The organism is Lachnospira pectinoschiza, from assembly GCF_020564355.1.
GTDB classification, from domain to species: domain Bacteria; phylum Bacillota; class Clostridia; order Lachnospirales; family Lachnospiraceae; genus Lachnospira; species Lachnospira intestinalis.
In genome coordinates, this window is the sequence record NZ_JAJCRR010000006.1 from 30,827 (window position 1) to 46,878 (window position 16,052).

The following is a 16,052-nucleotide window of genomic DNA, read 5'->3' on the forward strand; positions in this document are numbered from 1 at the left end:
ATATGATATGCTTACACTAATATGACTTGCAGTGAGGTGAATTAATTGCTGAATGAAAATAAGATTAAAATGATGACGAAAATGGCAATTTATGAAAAAAACGAAGGCAGGCAGATGATTAAAAATTCCCGCTATTTTAAGGGGGATTATGTAGCGTTTGGCGTACTCCGTACATTAATTGCAACAACATTTGCATATATAATCATGGTGATACTGTATGTGTTATGCAACCTTGAAAAACTGGTTGCCGACATTAATTCGCTCGATTATGCGGCAGTGGGAAAAAGACTGGGAATATATTATATCCTGATGTTAATTGTATATACCATCATTGCGGCAATGGTTTATGCCTATCAGTATAATCATTCGCGGAAAGGTCTGAAAAAGTATTTTTCAAGACTGAACAAGTTGGAACGTTTTTACGACAGCCAGAGAAAGAAAAAATAGTATTGGAGGACTCACATGGTTTTTTTACTGGAATTAAAGGAAGGATTTAAGAAATTCTATAATAAATACGATACGTATCTGGTTCCGGCAGTACGGTTTGTGATGGCATTGGTTTCTTTTCTGATGCTCAATGCAAGCATCGGATATATGTCAAAGCTGAAAAATCCGCTGATAGCCGTGGCAATGGCAGTATTGTGTGCCTTTCTTCCAAATGGATTTATGATATTTTTCTTATCGGTATTTATGCTGGTTCATTTATATGCGATTTCTGCGGAATTTGCATTGATTGTACTGGGAATCGTGCTTTTAATGTATCTGCTGTATTACCGTTTTACACCGAAGCAGGGGTATCTTTTAGTGATTACGGTACTGCTTTGCTGGATAAAAATGCCGTACCTGCTTCCAATTGCGGCGGGGCTGTGCTTTAACGCATTCGCCATGATTCCGGCGGCATTTGGTGTGATTATTTTTTACATTATTAAGACAGCCAGTGAATATGAAACGGCACTGACGACAAAGTCAGTCAATGACAGTATGCAGCAGATTTCGTATATTGTAGAAAGTCTGTTTAATAATAAAGAAATGATTCTGTTTGTAATTGCAATGGTTGTTACGATTACGGCAGTATATGCAGTCAGACGGCTAAAGATTGATAATGCGTGGACCTATGCCATTGCGGCAGGGATTGTGGTACAGTTTATCGTACTGCTTGCAGGAATTTTAGTGACAGGTGCCAAAATCAATCTGATTCTGATGATTGTGGGAACCGTGCTTGGCGGGGTTGTAGGGTATCTGTGCCAGATTTTGTTTTTCAGTGTGGATTATTCCAGAACGGAATACGTACAGTATGAAGATGATGAGTACTATTATTACGTAAAAGCTGTTCCGAAAATTAATATTGTCAATGCCGAAGTCAAGGTCAAGCAGATTAATGCGAGAAAGACGAAAAAGGCGCATGACATCAGTGATATGACTTCATCAGAACAGGATGACGAAAATATTTAAGAAAGCTATAAGCGGTAAAATGAGTAAAGACCGGAAGGAACAGAAATGAGGTGAGTATGTGACAGCATGGAATAATTTTTTCAGCGATTATTTATCAAAATTATATATTCCACGGATTGGGTGGACAGATGTCATTGAGATTATCATTATTGCAGTGGTACTGTATAACATTCTGGTGTGGATTAAAAATACAAAAGCATGGGCGCTGCTCAAGGGAATTATCATTGTAGTATTATTTGCGCTGTTTGCATATATACTGAATTTAAAGACAATTCTCTGGATTGCGGGAAAAACCATCAGTGTTGGCATTATTGCGCTGGTGATTATCTTCCAGCCGGAGCTTCGGCGTGCGTTAGAGCAGCTCGGGCGCAAAAAACTGGTTGTCGGACTGTTTAACTTTGGTGAAGGCAGGGAAAAGGGTGAACGCTTCAGCAGCAAAACAGCCGATGAGATTGTCCGTGCCGCTTATGAAATGGGAGCGGTGCGGACTGGTGCATTAATCGTTATCGAGCAGGATATGGTTCTAGAGGAATATGTCCGCACCGGTATCGAGGTAGACGGTGTTGTAACAAGCCAGCTGCTCATTAATATATTTGAACATAATACACCGTTGCATGACGGCGCGGTAATTGTGCGGGGCAACAGAGTAGTAGCGGCAACGTGTTATCTTCCGCTGTCAGATAATTCAAACTTAAGTAAGGAACTGGGAACCAGACACCGTGCGGGTGTCGGCATCAGTGAAGGCACCGACAGCTTTACAATTATTGTATCAGAAGAAACCGGTGCAGTATCCGTGGCGGTGGGCGGTTCAATTATCCGCGACATTGACAGGGATTCTTTAAGAAATAAGCTGGAGTATCTGCGCAAGAAAACAGTAGATGTCAAGTCGTTTAAGATTTGGAGAGGAAGGTTGAAAAATGAAAGAAAAGATATTTAGAAATTTCAGCCTGAAAATCCTGTCAGCTTTATGCGCAATTGTATTGTGGACGATTATTGTCAATATTTACGACCCGACCATGGGGGTGACAATCAGTACCGTTCCGGTGCAGCTGATTAATACAGAAAGTCTTACGGATAAGGGCTATACGTATGAGATTACAGATGGCAGTAAAATTTCGGTTTATGTAAGCGGACCTAAAAGTGTTATCACGGATATTAAAGCGGCAGATATTGTAGCTACGGCAGATTTAAGCAGGATTACGGCATTTGCCGATTATGCCGATATTGATGTAAAGGTTGTCAAAGACGGCAAAACGCTGACCAATGTCGAAGTAACGCCAAAGACAACAGCGGTTAAGCTGGATATTGAAAACAGGGTAACACAGCAGTTTGATGTTGGCATGGAAGTCAACGGTACGGAAGCGGAAGGCTATGTAGTCACGAAACAGACCGTATCGCCATCGACCATCAAGATTACCGGTTCATCAACCACCATTGCAAAGATTGCGCAGGTTAAAGCCATCTGCGACATCAGCAATGCACAGGATAATATCCAGAGTGTTGTACCGATTGTTTTATACGATGCGGACGGCAATGTAATTGATGATCCGCAGCTTGAACTGTCAAAGAGTGAAGTGGAATATACGGCAAGTGTCAAAAAGTCTAAAACCGTACCGTTAAAATATTCTGTTTCGGGTGAACCGGCGGACGGTTATAGCGTTCATAAGGTACAAAGTTCCGCAGACCAGATTACGATTTCGGGAGAGACAAAGGTTTTAGACCAGATTACACAGATTACGATACCTTCCGACCAGTTAAAGGTGACAGGGTTAAGCAGTGATAAGACATTTCGTCTGTGGATGGAAGATTTTGTGCCGTCTGATGTGAGTGTGGTATCGGATTCGGTTGTTTCCATTACGGTAAAGATTTCCGATGTACACAGCAGGGAATTTACGGTGAAGACATCTGATATTACATTTTCCGGTTTATCATCAGGTCTGGAAGCGGCAATTACCGATCAGGATACCATTCATGTAATACTGACAGGTTCAGATGAAGCACTGGCAGCAGCACAGGCATCGGATATCAAAGCTACGGTGAATCTGACAGGCTTAAAAGAAGGAACATATACATTATCGATACAGTTTCAGCTGCCGGGCGGCTGCAGTCTGGACGATACCTATAAGGCAGCCGTAAAGATACAGGCGCAGACAGCACAGACACAGCCGGAAACAACAACACAGCAGACACAGGAAACAACAACAGCCGGTACCTCTGAAACAACCGGCCAGAACCGGTAGAATAAAAAGCTGAAAACAGCGGATGGGAGAGAAAAGATGGTTAGTGAAAAAATAGTCGTAGGAAGTGCATTGGGAATACATTTAAGACCAGCGGGGGCAATGTGCGATGCTGCTGTCAAATACGATTCCCATATTACATTTGCTTATGGAGAAGGAAAGACGGCCAATGCAAAGAGTGTCATTTCAATTTTAGCAGCAGGAATTAAATGCGGTGATGAAATAGAGCTGATTGCAGACGGTCCGGATGAGCAGGAAGCGTTAGAAAATGTTGCTGCTGCATTTAAAGAATCATTAAAAGATTGATTTCAAAAAGGGATTGTATTATAATTTTTATAAATTCAATCAGTAAAAAGAAGAAATATGGAGGATTAAAGTTATGGGTTACATGGAGTCTTACAAGGCGTGGTGTGCCAATGAATATTTTGATGAGGCAACAAGAGCTGAATTAAAATCAATTGAGGGTAATGAAAAAGAGATTGAAGACCGCTTTTATAAAGATTTAGAGTTTGGTACAGGTGGTTTAAGAGGTGTTATCGGCAACGGTACAAACCGCATGAATATTTATACTGTCAGAAAGGCAACACAGGGACTTGCAAACTTTATTAAGAAGGAAAATGCAGCAGACAGAGGCGTTGCGATTGCATATGATTCAAGAAGAATGTCCCCTGAATTTGCAGACGAGGCAGCATTATGCCTCAATGCGAACGGAATCAAGGCATATATCTTCCCGTCATTAAGACCGACACCGGAATTATCATTTGCCGTAAGACAGTTGCACTGCATCGCAGGTATTGTCATTACAGCCAGCCATAATCCACCGGAATACAACGGTTACAAAGTATATTGGGAAGACGGCGCACAGATTACAGCACCAAAGGATACACAGATTATTACAGAAGTAAAGGCTGTTACAGATTACAATACGGTAAAGACCATGGAAAAAGACGAGGCAGAAGCCTGCGGTCTTTACAATGTTATCGGCTACGATATGGATGAAGCTTATATCAAGGCTTTAAAGAAAATGAGCATCAACGGTGATATTATCAGACAGGTAGCGGATGATATCAAGATTGTATACACACCGTTCCACGGAACAGGTAACGTTCCGGTCAGAAGAATTTTAAAAGAACTGGGCTTTAAGCATGTTTATATTGTAAAAGAACAGGAAAAACCGGACCCGGATTTCACAACACTTGAATATCCAAACCCGGAAGACCCAAAGGCATTCACACTGGCATTAAAGCTGGCAAAGGAAAAAGATGCAGATATCATTCTGGCAACAGATCCGGATGCCGACAGACTCGGTGTATATTCAAAAGACACCAAGACAGGCGAATACAAGGCATTTACAGGAAATATGTCCGGTATGCTGATTGCAGAATATCTGCTTTCACAGCGTAAGGAAAAGAATCTGTTACACGATAACGGCGCATTTGTAAAGACTATCGTATCTACCAATATGGCAGATGCCATTGCAGCAGAATACAATGTAAAGCTGATTGAGGTATTAACAGGCTTTAAGTATATCGGTGAGCAGATTAAGTTCTTTGAACAGCAGGGTACATACGAATATGAATTTGGTTTTGAAGAAAGCTATGGCTGTCTTGTCGGTACACATGCAAGAGATAAGGATGCAGTTGTTGCCGTTATGGCATTATGTGAAGCAGCAGCATACTACAAGACAAAGAACATGACTCTGTGGGATCAGATGATTCAGATTTTTGAAAAATACGGATACTACAAAGAAGGTCAGAAGGCAATTACCATGAAGGGTGCAGAAGGGGCTGAAAAGATTGCAGAACTGATGGATAAGCTCCGCAACGAAACACCGAAGAAGTTCGGTTCATGGGACGTACTCGAAGCAAGAGATTACAAGAAGGATGAATGTGTTGATTTAAAGACCGGCGAAAAGAAGTCTACCGGACTTCCGTCATCCAACGTATTATATTATGCACTTTCTGACAATGCATGGTGCTGTGCAAGACCGTCCGGAACAGAACCAAAGATTAAGTTCTACATGGGCGTTAAGGGCAGCAATTTAGCGGATGCAGATGCAAAACTTGAAGAACTTACAAAGGCTGTTATGGAAGTAGCGGGACAGTAGTAATGTGAAGAATCCTTAAATTTAAGATTCTTCACATAGATAATTGTGCTGCAGGCATCACAATTATCTTTTTATCGCAGAGCGAGTTCAGAAATTCTTAACAGAGAAAACACAATTAGAACACATTTCGTTACTATACTACAAAGCATAGACGAGATGTGTTCTTTTTTATCTAAGAACAAAAGACACGACAGAGAGGAGAAATCGATATGTATAACGACGAAAATAACCAGTATAACCCAAGACCGAGATTTGATCCAAAGACAGGAGAACGAATTCATTACGACGATGAAAATACAACGGAAACAACACAGGCAGAAAGTTCAGAATACAGATACAGCGCAGGAAATATTCCGTTTGAACAGGAAAACAATAACACTTCCTATTATCAGCAGAGCAGTACATTCCAGCAGGATACAACCTATCAGCAGGCAGGCGCCGGGCAGGGCAGTATGAATCAGCAGAATGGAAGGCAGAAGAAAAAGAAGGATAAAAACAAAGACGGTTTTGGAGAAAGGCTTGCAAAACTGGCAGGTTCGGCAGCCGTGTTCGGTGTAATTGCCGGCGCAGTAATGTATGGCGTATATTACACGGGAAGTACTATTCTTCCGGTAAAATCATCAAGCGACTATAACAACATTGCAACCGTGACTTCCAATGTAACCGCAACAACGGCACAGAGTACTTCATCAGCTTCAACGGGTATGGATGCACAGTCCGTTGCAAATGCAGCCCTTCCGGCAATGGTGGCATTAAACGGTACGACAACCGTGTCTTCAGGAAGTTCTTCATCTTTCTATGGACTGTTCGGCAGCCAGTCCTATGAAGCACAGACAAGCGGAACCGGTATTATTGTCGGTAAGAATGATAAAGAACTGCTTGTTGTAACGAATGCACACGTAGTTAGTGATGTAAATGATTTAAAATGTGTCTTTGTGGACGGTGAATCTGTCAGTGCAACCGTAAAGGGTTCAAAGTCTGATAAGGATATTGCGGTAGTGGCAATCAATCTTTCAGATATTAAGGATTCAACCATCAACAGTATTGCAATTGCAGAACTGGCAGACAGTGATGATGTAGCCATCGGACAGGAGGTTGTTGCTATCGGTAATGCATTGGGTGAAGGCCAGTCTGTGACAAATGGTATTATCAGCGCGACAAACCGTTCTATTACTGTTAATAATGTAACATTTTCAGGTCTTTTAATGACAAATGCAGCGATTAATTCCGGTAACAGCGGTGGTGCATTACTCAATGCAGAAGGTAAGGTTATCGCAATTAACTTTGCAAAGACTTCCAGTGATGGTGTAGAAGGTATGGCATATTCTATTCCGGTATCGAATGTCATGGATATCATTGACAGCCTGATGAGCCGTGAAACAAGAAGCAAGGTTTCAAGTTCAGAAACCGCTTACCTGGGAATCAGTGGTGTGGATATTACAAGTGCAATGTCTTCCTCATATGGTTATCCGCAGGGGGTTTTAATCAGAAGCGTTGAAAATAATTCAGCAGCTGCACAGGCAGGTCTGGGCGCTTATGATATTATTGTAAGCTTTGATGACCAGTCCGTAAACTCTATGTCCAGCCTCAAGTCTATTATGGAATACTACGCAGCCGGTGAAAAGGTAACGGTTCAGTACTATCATCAGGAAGGCAGTGAGTATGTATTAAAGAGTGTTGAAGTAACTCTCGGCAAAAAGAGCTGATAAGCATTCCGGCATAATTCTTTAAAAGGAACCGGCAAAGCACATAAAGCACAAACATAAATTTGTAAATCAATAAAGTAAAATATCCGGTAAAATGCAGGGACAGATGTTGTCCATCTGCATCATACCGGGTATTTTTTTATAGAGATTTTATTGTAAAAACAAAGACAAATCTGTATACTAAACGTGTATACAAAATTACAGTAAAAGAAGGTGCCGTATTTTGCGGCAGAATGGTGAAAAAATGAGTGAAAATAACGATACAATCAACAATCAGGAAGAGGAATACGAAAAGATTTGTTATATATGCAGAAGACCGGAAAGCAAGGCGGGTAAAATGATTGCAATGCCGGGAAATGTCTATGTGTGCCAGGACTGCCTGCAAAAGACATTTGATACCATCAATAACAGCGGTATGAATTATGATGATATGATGAAAATGAGCGGGATGCCGAATATGGGAATGTTTGGCAATATGAACTATCAGGATATGGATATACCGGAAAATCAGAAAATAAAGAAAAAGAAAAAGGTAAAGAAACCGGAAGAAAAACTGGATTTACGCAACATTCCGGCGCCGCACGAAATTAAGCATATGCTCGATGAATATGTGGTCGGACAGGACTATGCAAAGAAAGTCATGTCGGTTGCTGTTTACAATCACTATAAAAGGGTAGCTGCAGGAGATCAGGCAGATGTAGAGATTGAAAAGTCCAATATGTTAATGATCGGACCGACCGGAAGCGGAAAGACCTATCTTGTAAAGACCCTGGCACGCCTGCTGCAGGTGCCGCTTGCAATTGCAGATGCAACGTCCCTTACGGAAGCGGGCTATATCGGTGATGACATTGAAAGTGTGGTATCCAAGCTTTTAGCGGCGGCGGATAATGATGTAGAACGTGCAGAACACGGCATTATCTTTATTGATGAAATTGATAAGATTGCTAAAAAGAAGGAAACTCGAAGCCGTGATGTCAGCGGAGAATCCGTACAGCAGGGCATGTTAAAGCTGTTAGAAGGAAGCGATGTGGAGGTGCCGGTCGGTGCAACTAGTAAAAATGCGATGGTACCGCAGGTCACAGTCAGTACGAAAAATATTTTATTTATCTGTGGCGGCGCGTTTCCGGAGCTGGATGAGATTATCAAAGAGCGTTTAAACCAGCAGTCGTCTATCGGATTTGCAGCAGATTTAAAGGATAAATATGACGAAGACCCGAACCTGCTGCAACAGGTAACTTTAGAAGACCTGCGCAATTTTGGCATGATACCGGAATTTTTAGGCAGACTGCCCATTATCTTTTCGCTGGAAAACCTGACAAAAGATATGCTGGTTAAGATTATGAAAGAACCACGCAATGCGATTTTAAAGCAGTATGAAAAGCTGCTGGAACTTGATGAAGTAAAGCTTGAATTTGCGGATGATGCACTGGAAGCAATTGCCCAAAAAGCAATGGAGAAAAAGACCGGAGCGCGTGCATTGCGGTCCATTCTGGAAGATTATATGCTGGATATTATGTATGAAATTCCAAAGGACAACAATATCGGAACAGTCGTTATCACAGGCGATTACATTAAAAAGACGGGTGCGCCGGTAATTCAGATGCGTGGCATGGAAATACCGGCACTGACACAGCAGAACGGATAAAGCAGGCTGATAAAGTAAATCCATAGGATAAAGCAGATATAAAACGGATACATAAGCAAAGGCACAACTGAATATACTATACAAAAAAGCGGGAGCAAAAAAAGTGCCGGATTGCAGTTCGCTCATTGTATCGGAAGAAACGGGGGATTATATTATTGAATATAATTCCCTTTATTTTGAACAAATTCAAAGACAGGACGGTGTCTGTATTTCTTGTATTAATGATACGTGGTGTATTTTGTATACAAATTATCCGGGCAGCCGGAATATTAATATACAACAGGGATATTATAGCGTGCCGAAACTGTACGGACTGATGGACACGACCAGCTTTGATGCATCGGGAATTACGGCAACATTGAATCAGCCCCTGTTAAATGTGCGTGGGCAGGGTGTGCTGATTGGCTTTTTAGATACCGGAATCGACTATTTAAGAGAAGATTTTAAAGCGTCAGGCGGCAGAACCAGGATTGCGGCAGTCTGGGACCAGACGATACAATCTGTAAATTATGAAGAAGATACAGGAGAAGCAGCAGGGACAGAGCAGTATGACAGAGAACAGGCACAAGGCATGGTACAGTACGGCACGGTGTATACACGGGAGGACATTAATGCGGCACTCGCGGCAGAGCGTGAAGGACAAAATCCCTATGATATTGTGCCGTCAAGAGATGAAAACGGACATGGAACATTTCTTGCAGGGGTTGCAGCCGCATCGGAAACCGCAGATTACATAGGAGCAGCGCCGGAGGCGGAGATTCTGATGGTAAAGCTAAAACCTGCCAAAAAATATCTGCGGGACTTTTATCTGCTGCCGGAGCAGGTAGAAGCCTATTCGGAAACGGATATGATGATGGGGGTGCGCTTTTTACAGCAGTATGCCATCAGAGAAAAAAAGCCGCTGGTTATCTGCGTCGGACTGGGAACGGCTTCCGGTTCAAGAACCGGTGCGCTGCCGTTTGCAGATTTATTAAATACATTGGCAAGGCAGGTCAATACAGTAGTTGTAACCTGTACAGGAAATGAAGCTAATAACAGAACACACACATCCGGTCTGGCGGTATCAGATACAGAACCCTCCGAAATAGAAATTACCGTCGGTGCAGATGAACGCGGATTTGTGATGGAAATATGGGCAGAAAGTCTTGATATCTTATCGGTGGCAATTACCTCTCCTTCTGGCGAGCGGATTTCACGGATTCCGGCAAGAATTGATACAGGAGGGGTCTACAATTTTTTACTGGAACGTTCACAGGTTGCAGTGAATTACAGAGTAGTGGAATCTGCATCAGGTTATGAAGTTATTTTTATGCGTTTTATAAATCCGGCACAGGGAATCTGGAAAATTCATGTATACAGCCTGACTAATATTGTGGGACGGTATAATGCATGGCTGCCATTAAAGCAGTTTTTATCAGGGGATACGTATTTTTTGAATTCCAATCCTTCCACAACACTTACAGAACCCGGTGCGGCAGAGCGCGTAATCAGTGTCGGGGCATATAATCATATTACGGATGCATCTTATGTAGCATCCGGACGCGGTTATACAGCGACAGGTCTGGTAAAACCGGACTTTGTCGCGCCTGGAGTAGACGTCTATGGTGTCCGGGCAGGCGGGGGATATACGACACGGACAGGAACAAGCGTTGCAGCAGCCCACGCGGCAGGTGCTGCTGCCCTTCTTCTGACATGGGGTGTTACGGACGGCAATCTGCCCTATATGGGAACAAACGAGGTTAAATCGGTGTTAATCCGGGGGGCAAAGCGCGAAAACAATACGGTGTATCCGAACAATATTTACGGGTATGGGAAAATGGATGTCATTGAAGCATTTTATAAACTGCGGACCGGTTAAAACACGAACTTCCGATTGAAAAAAGAAGCAGGGAATGATAAAGTAAATAAATGCATAGTGACACTAAAAATTGGAATTATTGCAATGAAAATATAGAAAGGATAATGCAACTGCAGGAAATAAGCAGTTTATGGAACGGAGAGAAAATGAAATATAAAGCACTTGCCCTTGATTTGGACGGTACATTAATTAATAGTGAGAAAAAACTTTCAACCAAAAATAAAAAAGCGGTTATGGAGGCGGCGGAGCGCGGCGTGCATATTATTCTGGCATCTGGAAGACCACTGTTTGGCATAGAGCCGGTGGCAGAAGCGCTGGAACTTTCCCGTGTCGGCGGTTATATTCTGGCATACAATGGCGGCAATATTATCAACTGTAAGACCAAAGAAGTCATTTACAGCCGGAATTTCCCGCCGGAATGTATACACGATGTCTGTACACTGGCAAAAGAACACGGTGTGTATGCTCTTTCATATGACAAGGATGAGGTAATTTCGGAAAGTGATACAGATGAATATGTGCTGCGGGAGGCAAAATGTAATGATGCGTCCGTCCGCCGTGTGGAAAATCTGGAACAGTATGTAAATTATCCGGTTGCCAAATTTTTAATTGCAGGGGAGCATGAAAAGCTGATACCGATTCAGCAGGAACTGCAGAAGCGGCACGGAGATGTCATTGATGCATTCTGTTCTGCCGATTATTTTTTAGAGATTGTACCGAAAAATGTGGCAAAAGACCGTTCCCTTGCAGCGCTGCTTGAAAAGCTGGGACTGCAAAGGGAAGAACTGATTGCCTGCGGTGACGGCATGAACGACATTTCCATGATTGAATATGCCGGTCTTGGCGCTGCCATGGAAAATGCGTATCCGCCGGTAAAAGAAAAAGCGGATATCATAGCACCGTCTAATGATGAAGACGGTGTTGCCGAAATTATTGCTAAGTATTTTTAGAAAATGTGCCGATACTATAAATAGGACACAAGATGTGCCGATATAGTATGAAAGAACTATAAAACAAAAGAAAGTACAGCATAATTTCAAGGAGGAGATTACAGCAGAAACATTTATCGTAAACAGGGTGGAACTCATTAACAAAGTCGAAAGTGTTTCAAAAGTTGGAAATACAGCCAGAGTTGCCGCTGAACAGAAAAACAGCAGCAGCGAAAGTTTTGAACAGATGCTTGCATTAGAACAGAGCAGACAGAAAGCACGCGTAAGATGCGCCGATGAGAGACCTGTCAATGTGAATCCTGACGTGTTAAACGGCAGAATGAACGGCTACAACAACAAAGCAAGAGAAGCGTACTTTTCAATGGTATTTCCGACAATGGATCTGAAAGGCTGAACAGCACACGGAGGTAGCTGGTCAGACAAAAAAACTGCCGGGCAGGCAATGTATTTTATATACATATCCTGCACCGGCAGTTTTTTTACAGAGATCTGATTAATTAGAAGAAACGTATTCGGAAACATCGAATACTTCGCCGTTGTTGATTTTCTGAATCAGTTCGACTGCTGTATTTACGGTATCGTAATCCGGCAGGTCAACAGACTTCTTTGAAAGGTTATATACGGTACAATCGCGGGATGCCGGCGTTCCCTCTACGCTGTAAGACTGGACATTCCATGAAGTTGTGTTGGCAATCTGTCCTTTAATTAATGACGTCATCGTTGCAGGCGGCATATTTGTTAAAATCATATTAGAAACAGAACTTAACACTGCACTGTAATTGGCAAGAATCGAAGGTGAAGTCGCCTTGTCGATAATTGCTGTGATGGCAGCAGCCTGGTTTCGTCCACGCTGGAAATCGCCATCGCCGAAAACGTGTCTTTCTCTTACGAAAGCAAGAGTTTTTTCACCGTCACACTGGTTTTCGCCGACTGTAAAATGATAGCTTTCAGGAGCTGCATCCTGACCGTTTGTAAAGTCCACGCTTGAATTGATGGTAATGCCGCCAAGTGCATCAACCACTTTTACACAGCCGGTAAAGTTAATCTTTACATAGTAATCCACGGTAACACCGTAGAGATTTTCCAATGCCTTAATAGAGTAATCGACACCGGCATTTCCTGCGTGTGTCAGTTTATCAAGACCAGACTTTCCGGAAGCATTTTCAATTGTGATATAGTAATCACGCGGTGTCGAAACAAGCAGTACCTGACGGGTTTTAGGATTGATGCAGGCAAGAATATTGACATCGCTGCGGCCGTTGGAAGAAACCGGACCGTATCCGTCATTTCCGGACAGATAAATGACAAACGGTTCTTCATTGACCTTTTTATCGGAAGCGGAAAGCTTGACCTGGGTAGTAATCGTAATCGTTCCGATAACTTTTGTTTTGTCTTCAAATGTTTCAAATTCCTCCGTTAAAGTTGAACGGAGTGAATCACTCATGACAACAGCCTGAATATTCTTATTGGCATATAAGGCATTGACCATTTCTGACCAGTCGGTGTAATCTTTCGTATTTAATGTCGTATTATTTTTAGATTCAATTTCTGAAATGGCTTTTGTGGCAGCCTCACTGTTAATGCCGCTGTTATATCCGAAAGAATAAGACAGGGCATCCTGCACGGAGTCGGCCTTGTCATCTGCCAGTACGATAATATCCACAATGTCGGTCTTTGTTGAACCGGACATCAGATTAAAGGTCTGTGCAAGCTGTGTCATAAAGATAAATCCAAACAGCATGACACACGACATAATCACGGCTAAAATTTTACCGAGAATATGTGCCTTTGTAAACTGTGAGCAAAAATCATACAGCAGCAAAAGAATCAGGATTGCATTGACAATCAGCAGATACTGTACCGGAAGGATTGAAAATGTAATGATTCTGAATAAAAAAAGAATCGTAAGAATCAGCTGGATCAGTACAAGAACCAGTCCTGCCGCAACACGTTTGCCGCGCTGTTTGCGCTTGAGTGCTTTGGGCGAGAGCTTGTCGCTGTCTTTGAAAAGATACTTCAAATCGCCCTTTGTACGTTTAATAATATTTGACATAATAATCTCCATTCCGCAGGCAATTTAATGCCGGAGGAATCGCGAGCCAAATCTTATTTGGCTCTGCGATAAAAAGCGACTTTGTGGCGCCTGCGGCACAAAGTGCTGTGTGAAAAATATGCTATCAAGCATATTTTTTCACAATAATCTCCATTCCTGAGCGGACAATAATTGCACGGGCATTATTGTTTGCACGATTTCCTTATACAATGTACAAAAAGTACATAAACTTCATTATACATATTTCCTGGGAAAATAACAAGAGCTACTTTATATGAAAGAAAGCATAAGAAAAAATGAAAAAACGATTTATTAAATTAATAAAAACAGGATTGAAACTTATTTAATAACAGAAAAAGTGTGAAAATGGTTAATTTAAAGACAATTAATGCAAAAGCACTTAAAAAAATTAAGTTTTGTTACTACGCTAAAGCAGCAGAGCGGACAACTGGATTTACATTATTCAAAATAGCATTGTTTTATTAGCAAAAATAGCTAAAAAACTTGCAATGGGAAAACTGTTTTTATATAATAAGCATAGATTCCGCCAAAGGCGTAAAAGAAAAGGAGTTTTTAAGGTTATGGGATATGTTGATGAAGTCTTAGAATTAGTTTCTAAGAAAAACGCAGATCAGCCTGAGTTCTTACAGGCAGTAACAGAAGTTATGGAATCTTTAAGACCGGTAGTAGAGGCAAATGAAGACCTTTACAGAAAGAACGCAATCTTAGAGAGAATTACAGAGCCAGACAGAGTGTTAATGTTCCGTGTACCATGGGTAGATGATAACGGACAGGTACAGGTAAACAGAGGTTTCCGTGTACAGTTTAACAATGCAATCGGACCTTACAAGGGTGGTCTTCGTTTACACCCATCTGTAAACTTAGGTATTATCAAGTTCTTAGGTTTTGAACAGATTTTCAAGAACTCACTCACAAGCCTTCCTATCGGCGGTGGTAAAGGTGGTTCTGACTTCGATCCAAAGGGTAAGTCAGACAGAGAAATTATGGCATTCTGCCAGAGCTTTATGACAGAACTCTGCAAGTACATCGGTGCTGATGTCGATGTTCCTGCCGGTGATATCGGTACAGGCGCAAGAGAAATCGGTTATATGTTCGGACAGTACAAGAGAATCAGAGGGATGTTTGAAGGCGTTCTTACAGGTAAGGGTCTTACATACGGCGGTTCTTTAGCAAGAACAGAAGCTACAGGTTATGGTTTATTATACATCACAGAAGAATTAATGAAGTGCCATGGCGATTCATTAGAAGGCAAGACAGTTGCTGTTTCAGGTGCCGGTAACGTTGCAATCTACGCAATCCAGAAAGCACAGCAGCTCGGTGCTAAGGTTGTTACATGCTCAGATTCAACAGGCTGGATTTATGATCCGGAAGGAATCGATGTAGAACTTCTCAAGGAAGTTAAGGAAGTTAAGAGAGCAAGATTAACAGAGTATGCAGCTGCAAGAAAGTCTGCTGAATACCATGAAAAGAAGAACGGCGAACACGGCGTATGGTCAGTGAAGTGTGACGTTGCACTTCCATGTGCTACACAGAACGAACTTGACCTTGATGACGCTAAGCAGTTAGTTGCAAACGGTGTAAAGGCTGTTTGTGAAGGTGCTAACATGCCTACAACTCTTGAAGCTACACAGTATTTCCAGAACAACGGTGTATGGTTTATCTGTGGTAAGGCTTCTAATGCCGGTGGTGTTGCAACATCTGCTCTTGAAATGAGCCAGAACAGCGAAAGACTCAGCTGGACATTTGAAGAAGTTGACGCTAAGCTCAAGAACATCATGGTTAATATCTATCACAATATTGATGATGCTGCTAAGAGATACGGCATGGAAGGCAACTATGTAGCCGGTGCAAATATTGCAGGTTTTGAAAAGGTTGTAAACGCTATGCTCGCTCAGGGTGTTTGCTAATTTAAAATAAATTTCATCACACAGACAAAAAAAGACACATTTTTACACTCCGGATTCGGTATGATAGCGGTTGTAAGAATGTGTCTTTTTATAATTCCATGAGCGATGGCTATGGC

The 16,052-nt window shown here is 42.0% G+C and carries 13 protein-coding genes; 12 read left to right on the top strand and 1 reads right to left on the bottom strand.

Features of this window, described 5'->3' with window-relative positions:
* Window positions 1-45: 45 nt before the first annotated feature.
* The 11 genes from LI288_RS12290 to LI288_RS12340 all read left to right on the top strand — a co-directional run bounded on the left by LI288_RS12290 (window position 46) and on the right by LI288_RS12340 (window position 12,349).
* Complete coding sequence (locus tag LI288_RS12290) at window positions 46-447, top strand: hypothetical protein (protein WP_022431292.1); 402 nt, start codon at window positions 46-48, stop codon at window positions 445-447.
* A 15-nt stretch (window positions 448-462) separates the two neighbouring features.
* Entirely contained in the window at window positions 463-1,452 is a 990-nt protein-coding gene (locus LI288_RS12295; protein ID WP_022431291.1) for a hypothetical protein, read from the top strand.
* Between the two features lie 58 nt (window positions 1,453-1,510).
* Window positions 1,511-2,389, top strand: coding sequence for a diadenylate cyclase CdaA (gene cdaA / locus LI288_RS12300; protein WP_022431290.1), 879 nt, complete (start codon window positions 1,511-1,513; stop codon window positions 2,387-2,389).
* On the top strand, window positions 2,370-3,692 hold the full coding sequence (locus LI288_RS12305) for a CdaR family protein (RefSeq protein WP_227090651.1): 1,323 nt from the start codon (window positions 2,370-2,372) through the stop codon (window positions 3,690-3,692). The genes cdaA and LI288_RS12305 overlap by 20 nt, the downstream gene beginning before the upstream one ends.
* A gap of 36 nt (window positions 3,693-3,728) precedes the next feature.
* The gene (locus LI288_RS12310) at window positions 3,729-3,995 is read left to right on the top strand and encodes an HPr family phosphocarrier protein (RefSeq protein ID WP_022431288.1); all 267 of its coding nucleotides are present in this window, start codon (window positions 3,729-3,731) and stop codon (window positions 3,993-3,995) included.
* Window positions 3,996-4,068: 73 nt separating this feature from the next.
* Window positions 4,069-5,796 carry a phospho-sugar mutase gene (locus LI288_RS12315; RefSeq protein ID WP_022431287.1) on the top strand — a complete coding sequence of 576 codons (1,728 nt, stop codon included), beginning with the start codon at window positions 4,069-4,071 and terminating at the stop codon, window positions 5,794-5,796.
* Between the two features lie 209 nt (window positions 5,797-6,005).
* Window positions 6,006-7,502 (top strand): S1C family serine protease, encoded by a 1,497-nt coding sequence (locus LI288_RS12320; RefSeq protein ID WP_227090653.1) that lies wholly within the window; start codon window positions 6,006-6,008, stop codon window positions 7,500-7,502.
* Window positions 7,503-7,746: 244 nt separating this feature from the next.
* A complete protein-coding gene (gene clpX, locus LI288_RS12325) occupies window positions 7,747-9,147 on the top strand; it encodes an ATP-dependent Clp protease ATP-binding subunit ClpX (RefSeq protein WP_227090655.1) in 1,401 nt (466 codons plus the stop codon).
* A gap of 103 nt (window positions 9,148-9,250) precedes the next feature.
* The gene (locus tag LI288_RS12330) at window positions 9,251-11,005 is read left to right on the top strand and encodes a S8 family peptidase (RefSeq protein ID WP_227090657.1); all 1,755 of its coding nucleotides are present in this window, start codon (window positions 9,251-9,253) and stop codon (window positions 11,003-11,005) included.
* Window positions 11,006-11,151: 146 nt separating this feature from the next.
* Window positions 11,152-11,955: a Cof-type HAD-IIB family hydrolase gene (locus LI288_RS12335; RefSeq protein WP_227090659.1), complete on the top strand. Its 804-nt coding sequence runs from the start codon at window positions 11,152-11,154 to the stop codon at window positions 11,953-11,955.
* A gap of 127 nt (window positions 11,956-12,082) precedes the next feature.
* Window positions 12,083-12,349, top strand: coding sequence for a hypothetical protein (locus LI288_RS12340; protein ID WP_022431282.1), 267 nt, complete (start codon window positions 12,083-12,085; stop codon window positions 12,347-12,349).
* 99 nt (window positions 12,350-12,448) lie between these two features.
* On the opposite strand, the gene LI288_RS12345 is transcribed toward LI288_RS12340, so the two are convergent.
* On the bottom strand, window positions 12,449-14,008 hold the full coding sequence (locus LI288_RS12345; protein ID WP_227090660.1) for an LCP family protein: 1,560 nt from the start codon (window positions 14,006-14,008) through the stop codon (window positions 12,449-12,451).
* A 581-nt stretch (window positions 14,009-14,589) separates the two neighbouring features.
* Here LI288_RS12345 and gdhA point away from each other — a divergent pair.
* Window positions 14,590-15,936, top strand: a complete 1,347-nt coding sequence (gene gdhA / locus LI288_RS12350; protein ID WP_227090662.1) for an NADP-specific glutamate dehydrogenase — start codon at window positions 14,590-14,592, stop codon at window positions 15,934-15,936.
* Window positions 15,937-16,052 lie beyond the last annotated feature (116 nt).

Coding starts and splice junctions, on each gene's coding strand:
- LI288_RS12295 (WP_022431291.1), top strand. CDS start 463: ATGGTTTTTTTACTGGAATTAAAGGAAGGATTTAAGAAATTCTATAAT.
- LI288_RS12305 (WP_227090651.1), top strand. CDS start 2,370: ATGAAAGAAAAGATATTTAGAAATTTCAGCCTGAAAATCCTGTCAGCT.
- LI288_RS12310 (WP_022431288.1), top strand. CDS start 3,729: ATGGTTAGTGAAAAAATAGTCGTAGGAAGTGCATTGGGAATACATTTA.
- LI288_RS12315 (WP_022431287.1), top strand. CDS start 4,069: ATGGGTTACATGGAGTCTTACAAGGCGTGGTGTGCCAATGAATATTTT.
- LI288_RS12320 (WP_227090653.1), top strand. CDS start 6,006: ATGTATAACGACGAAAATAACCAGTATAACCCAAGACCGAGATTTGAT.
- clpX (WP_227090655.1), top strand. CDS start 7,747: ATGAGTGAAAATAACGATACAATCAACAATCAGGAAGAGGAATACGAA.
- LI288_RS12335 (WP_227090659.1), top strand. CDS start 11,152: ATGAAATATAAAGCACTTGCCCTTGATTTGGACGGTACATTAATTAAT.
- LI288_RS12345 (WP_227090660.1), bottom strand. CDS start 14,008: ATGTCAAATATTATTAAACGTACAAAGGGCGATTTGAAGTATCTTTTC.
- gdhA (WP_227090662.1), top strand. CDS start 14,590: ATGGGATATGTTGATGAAGTCTTAGAATTAGTTTCTAAGAAAAACGCA.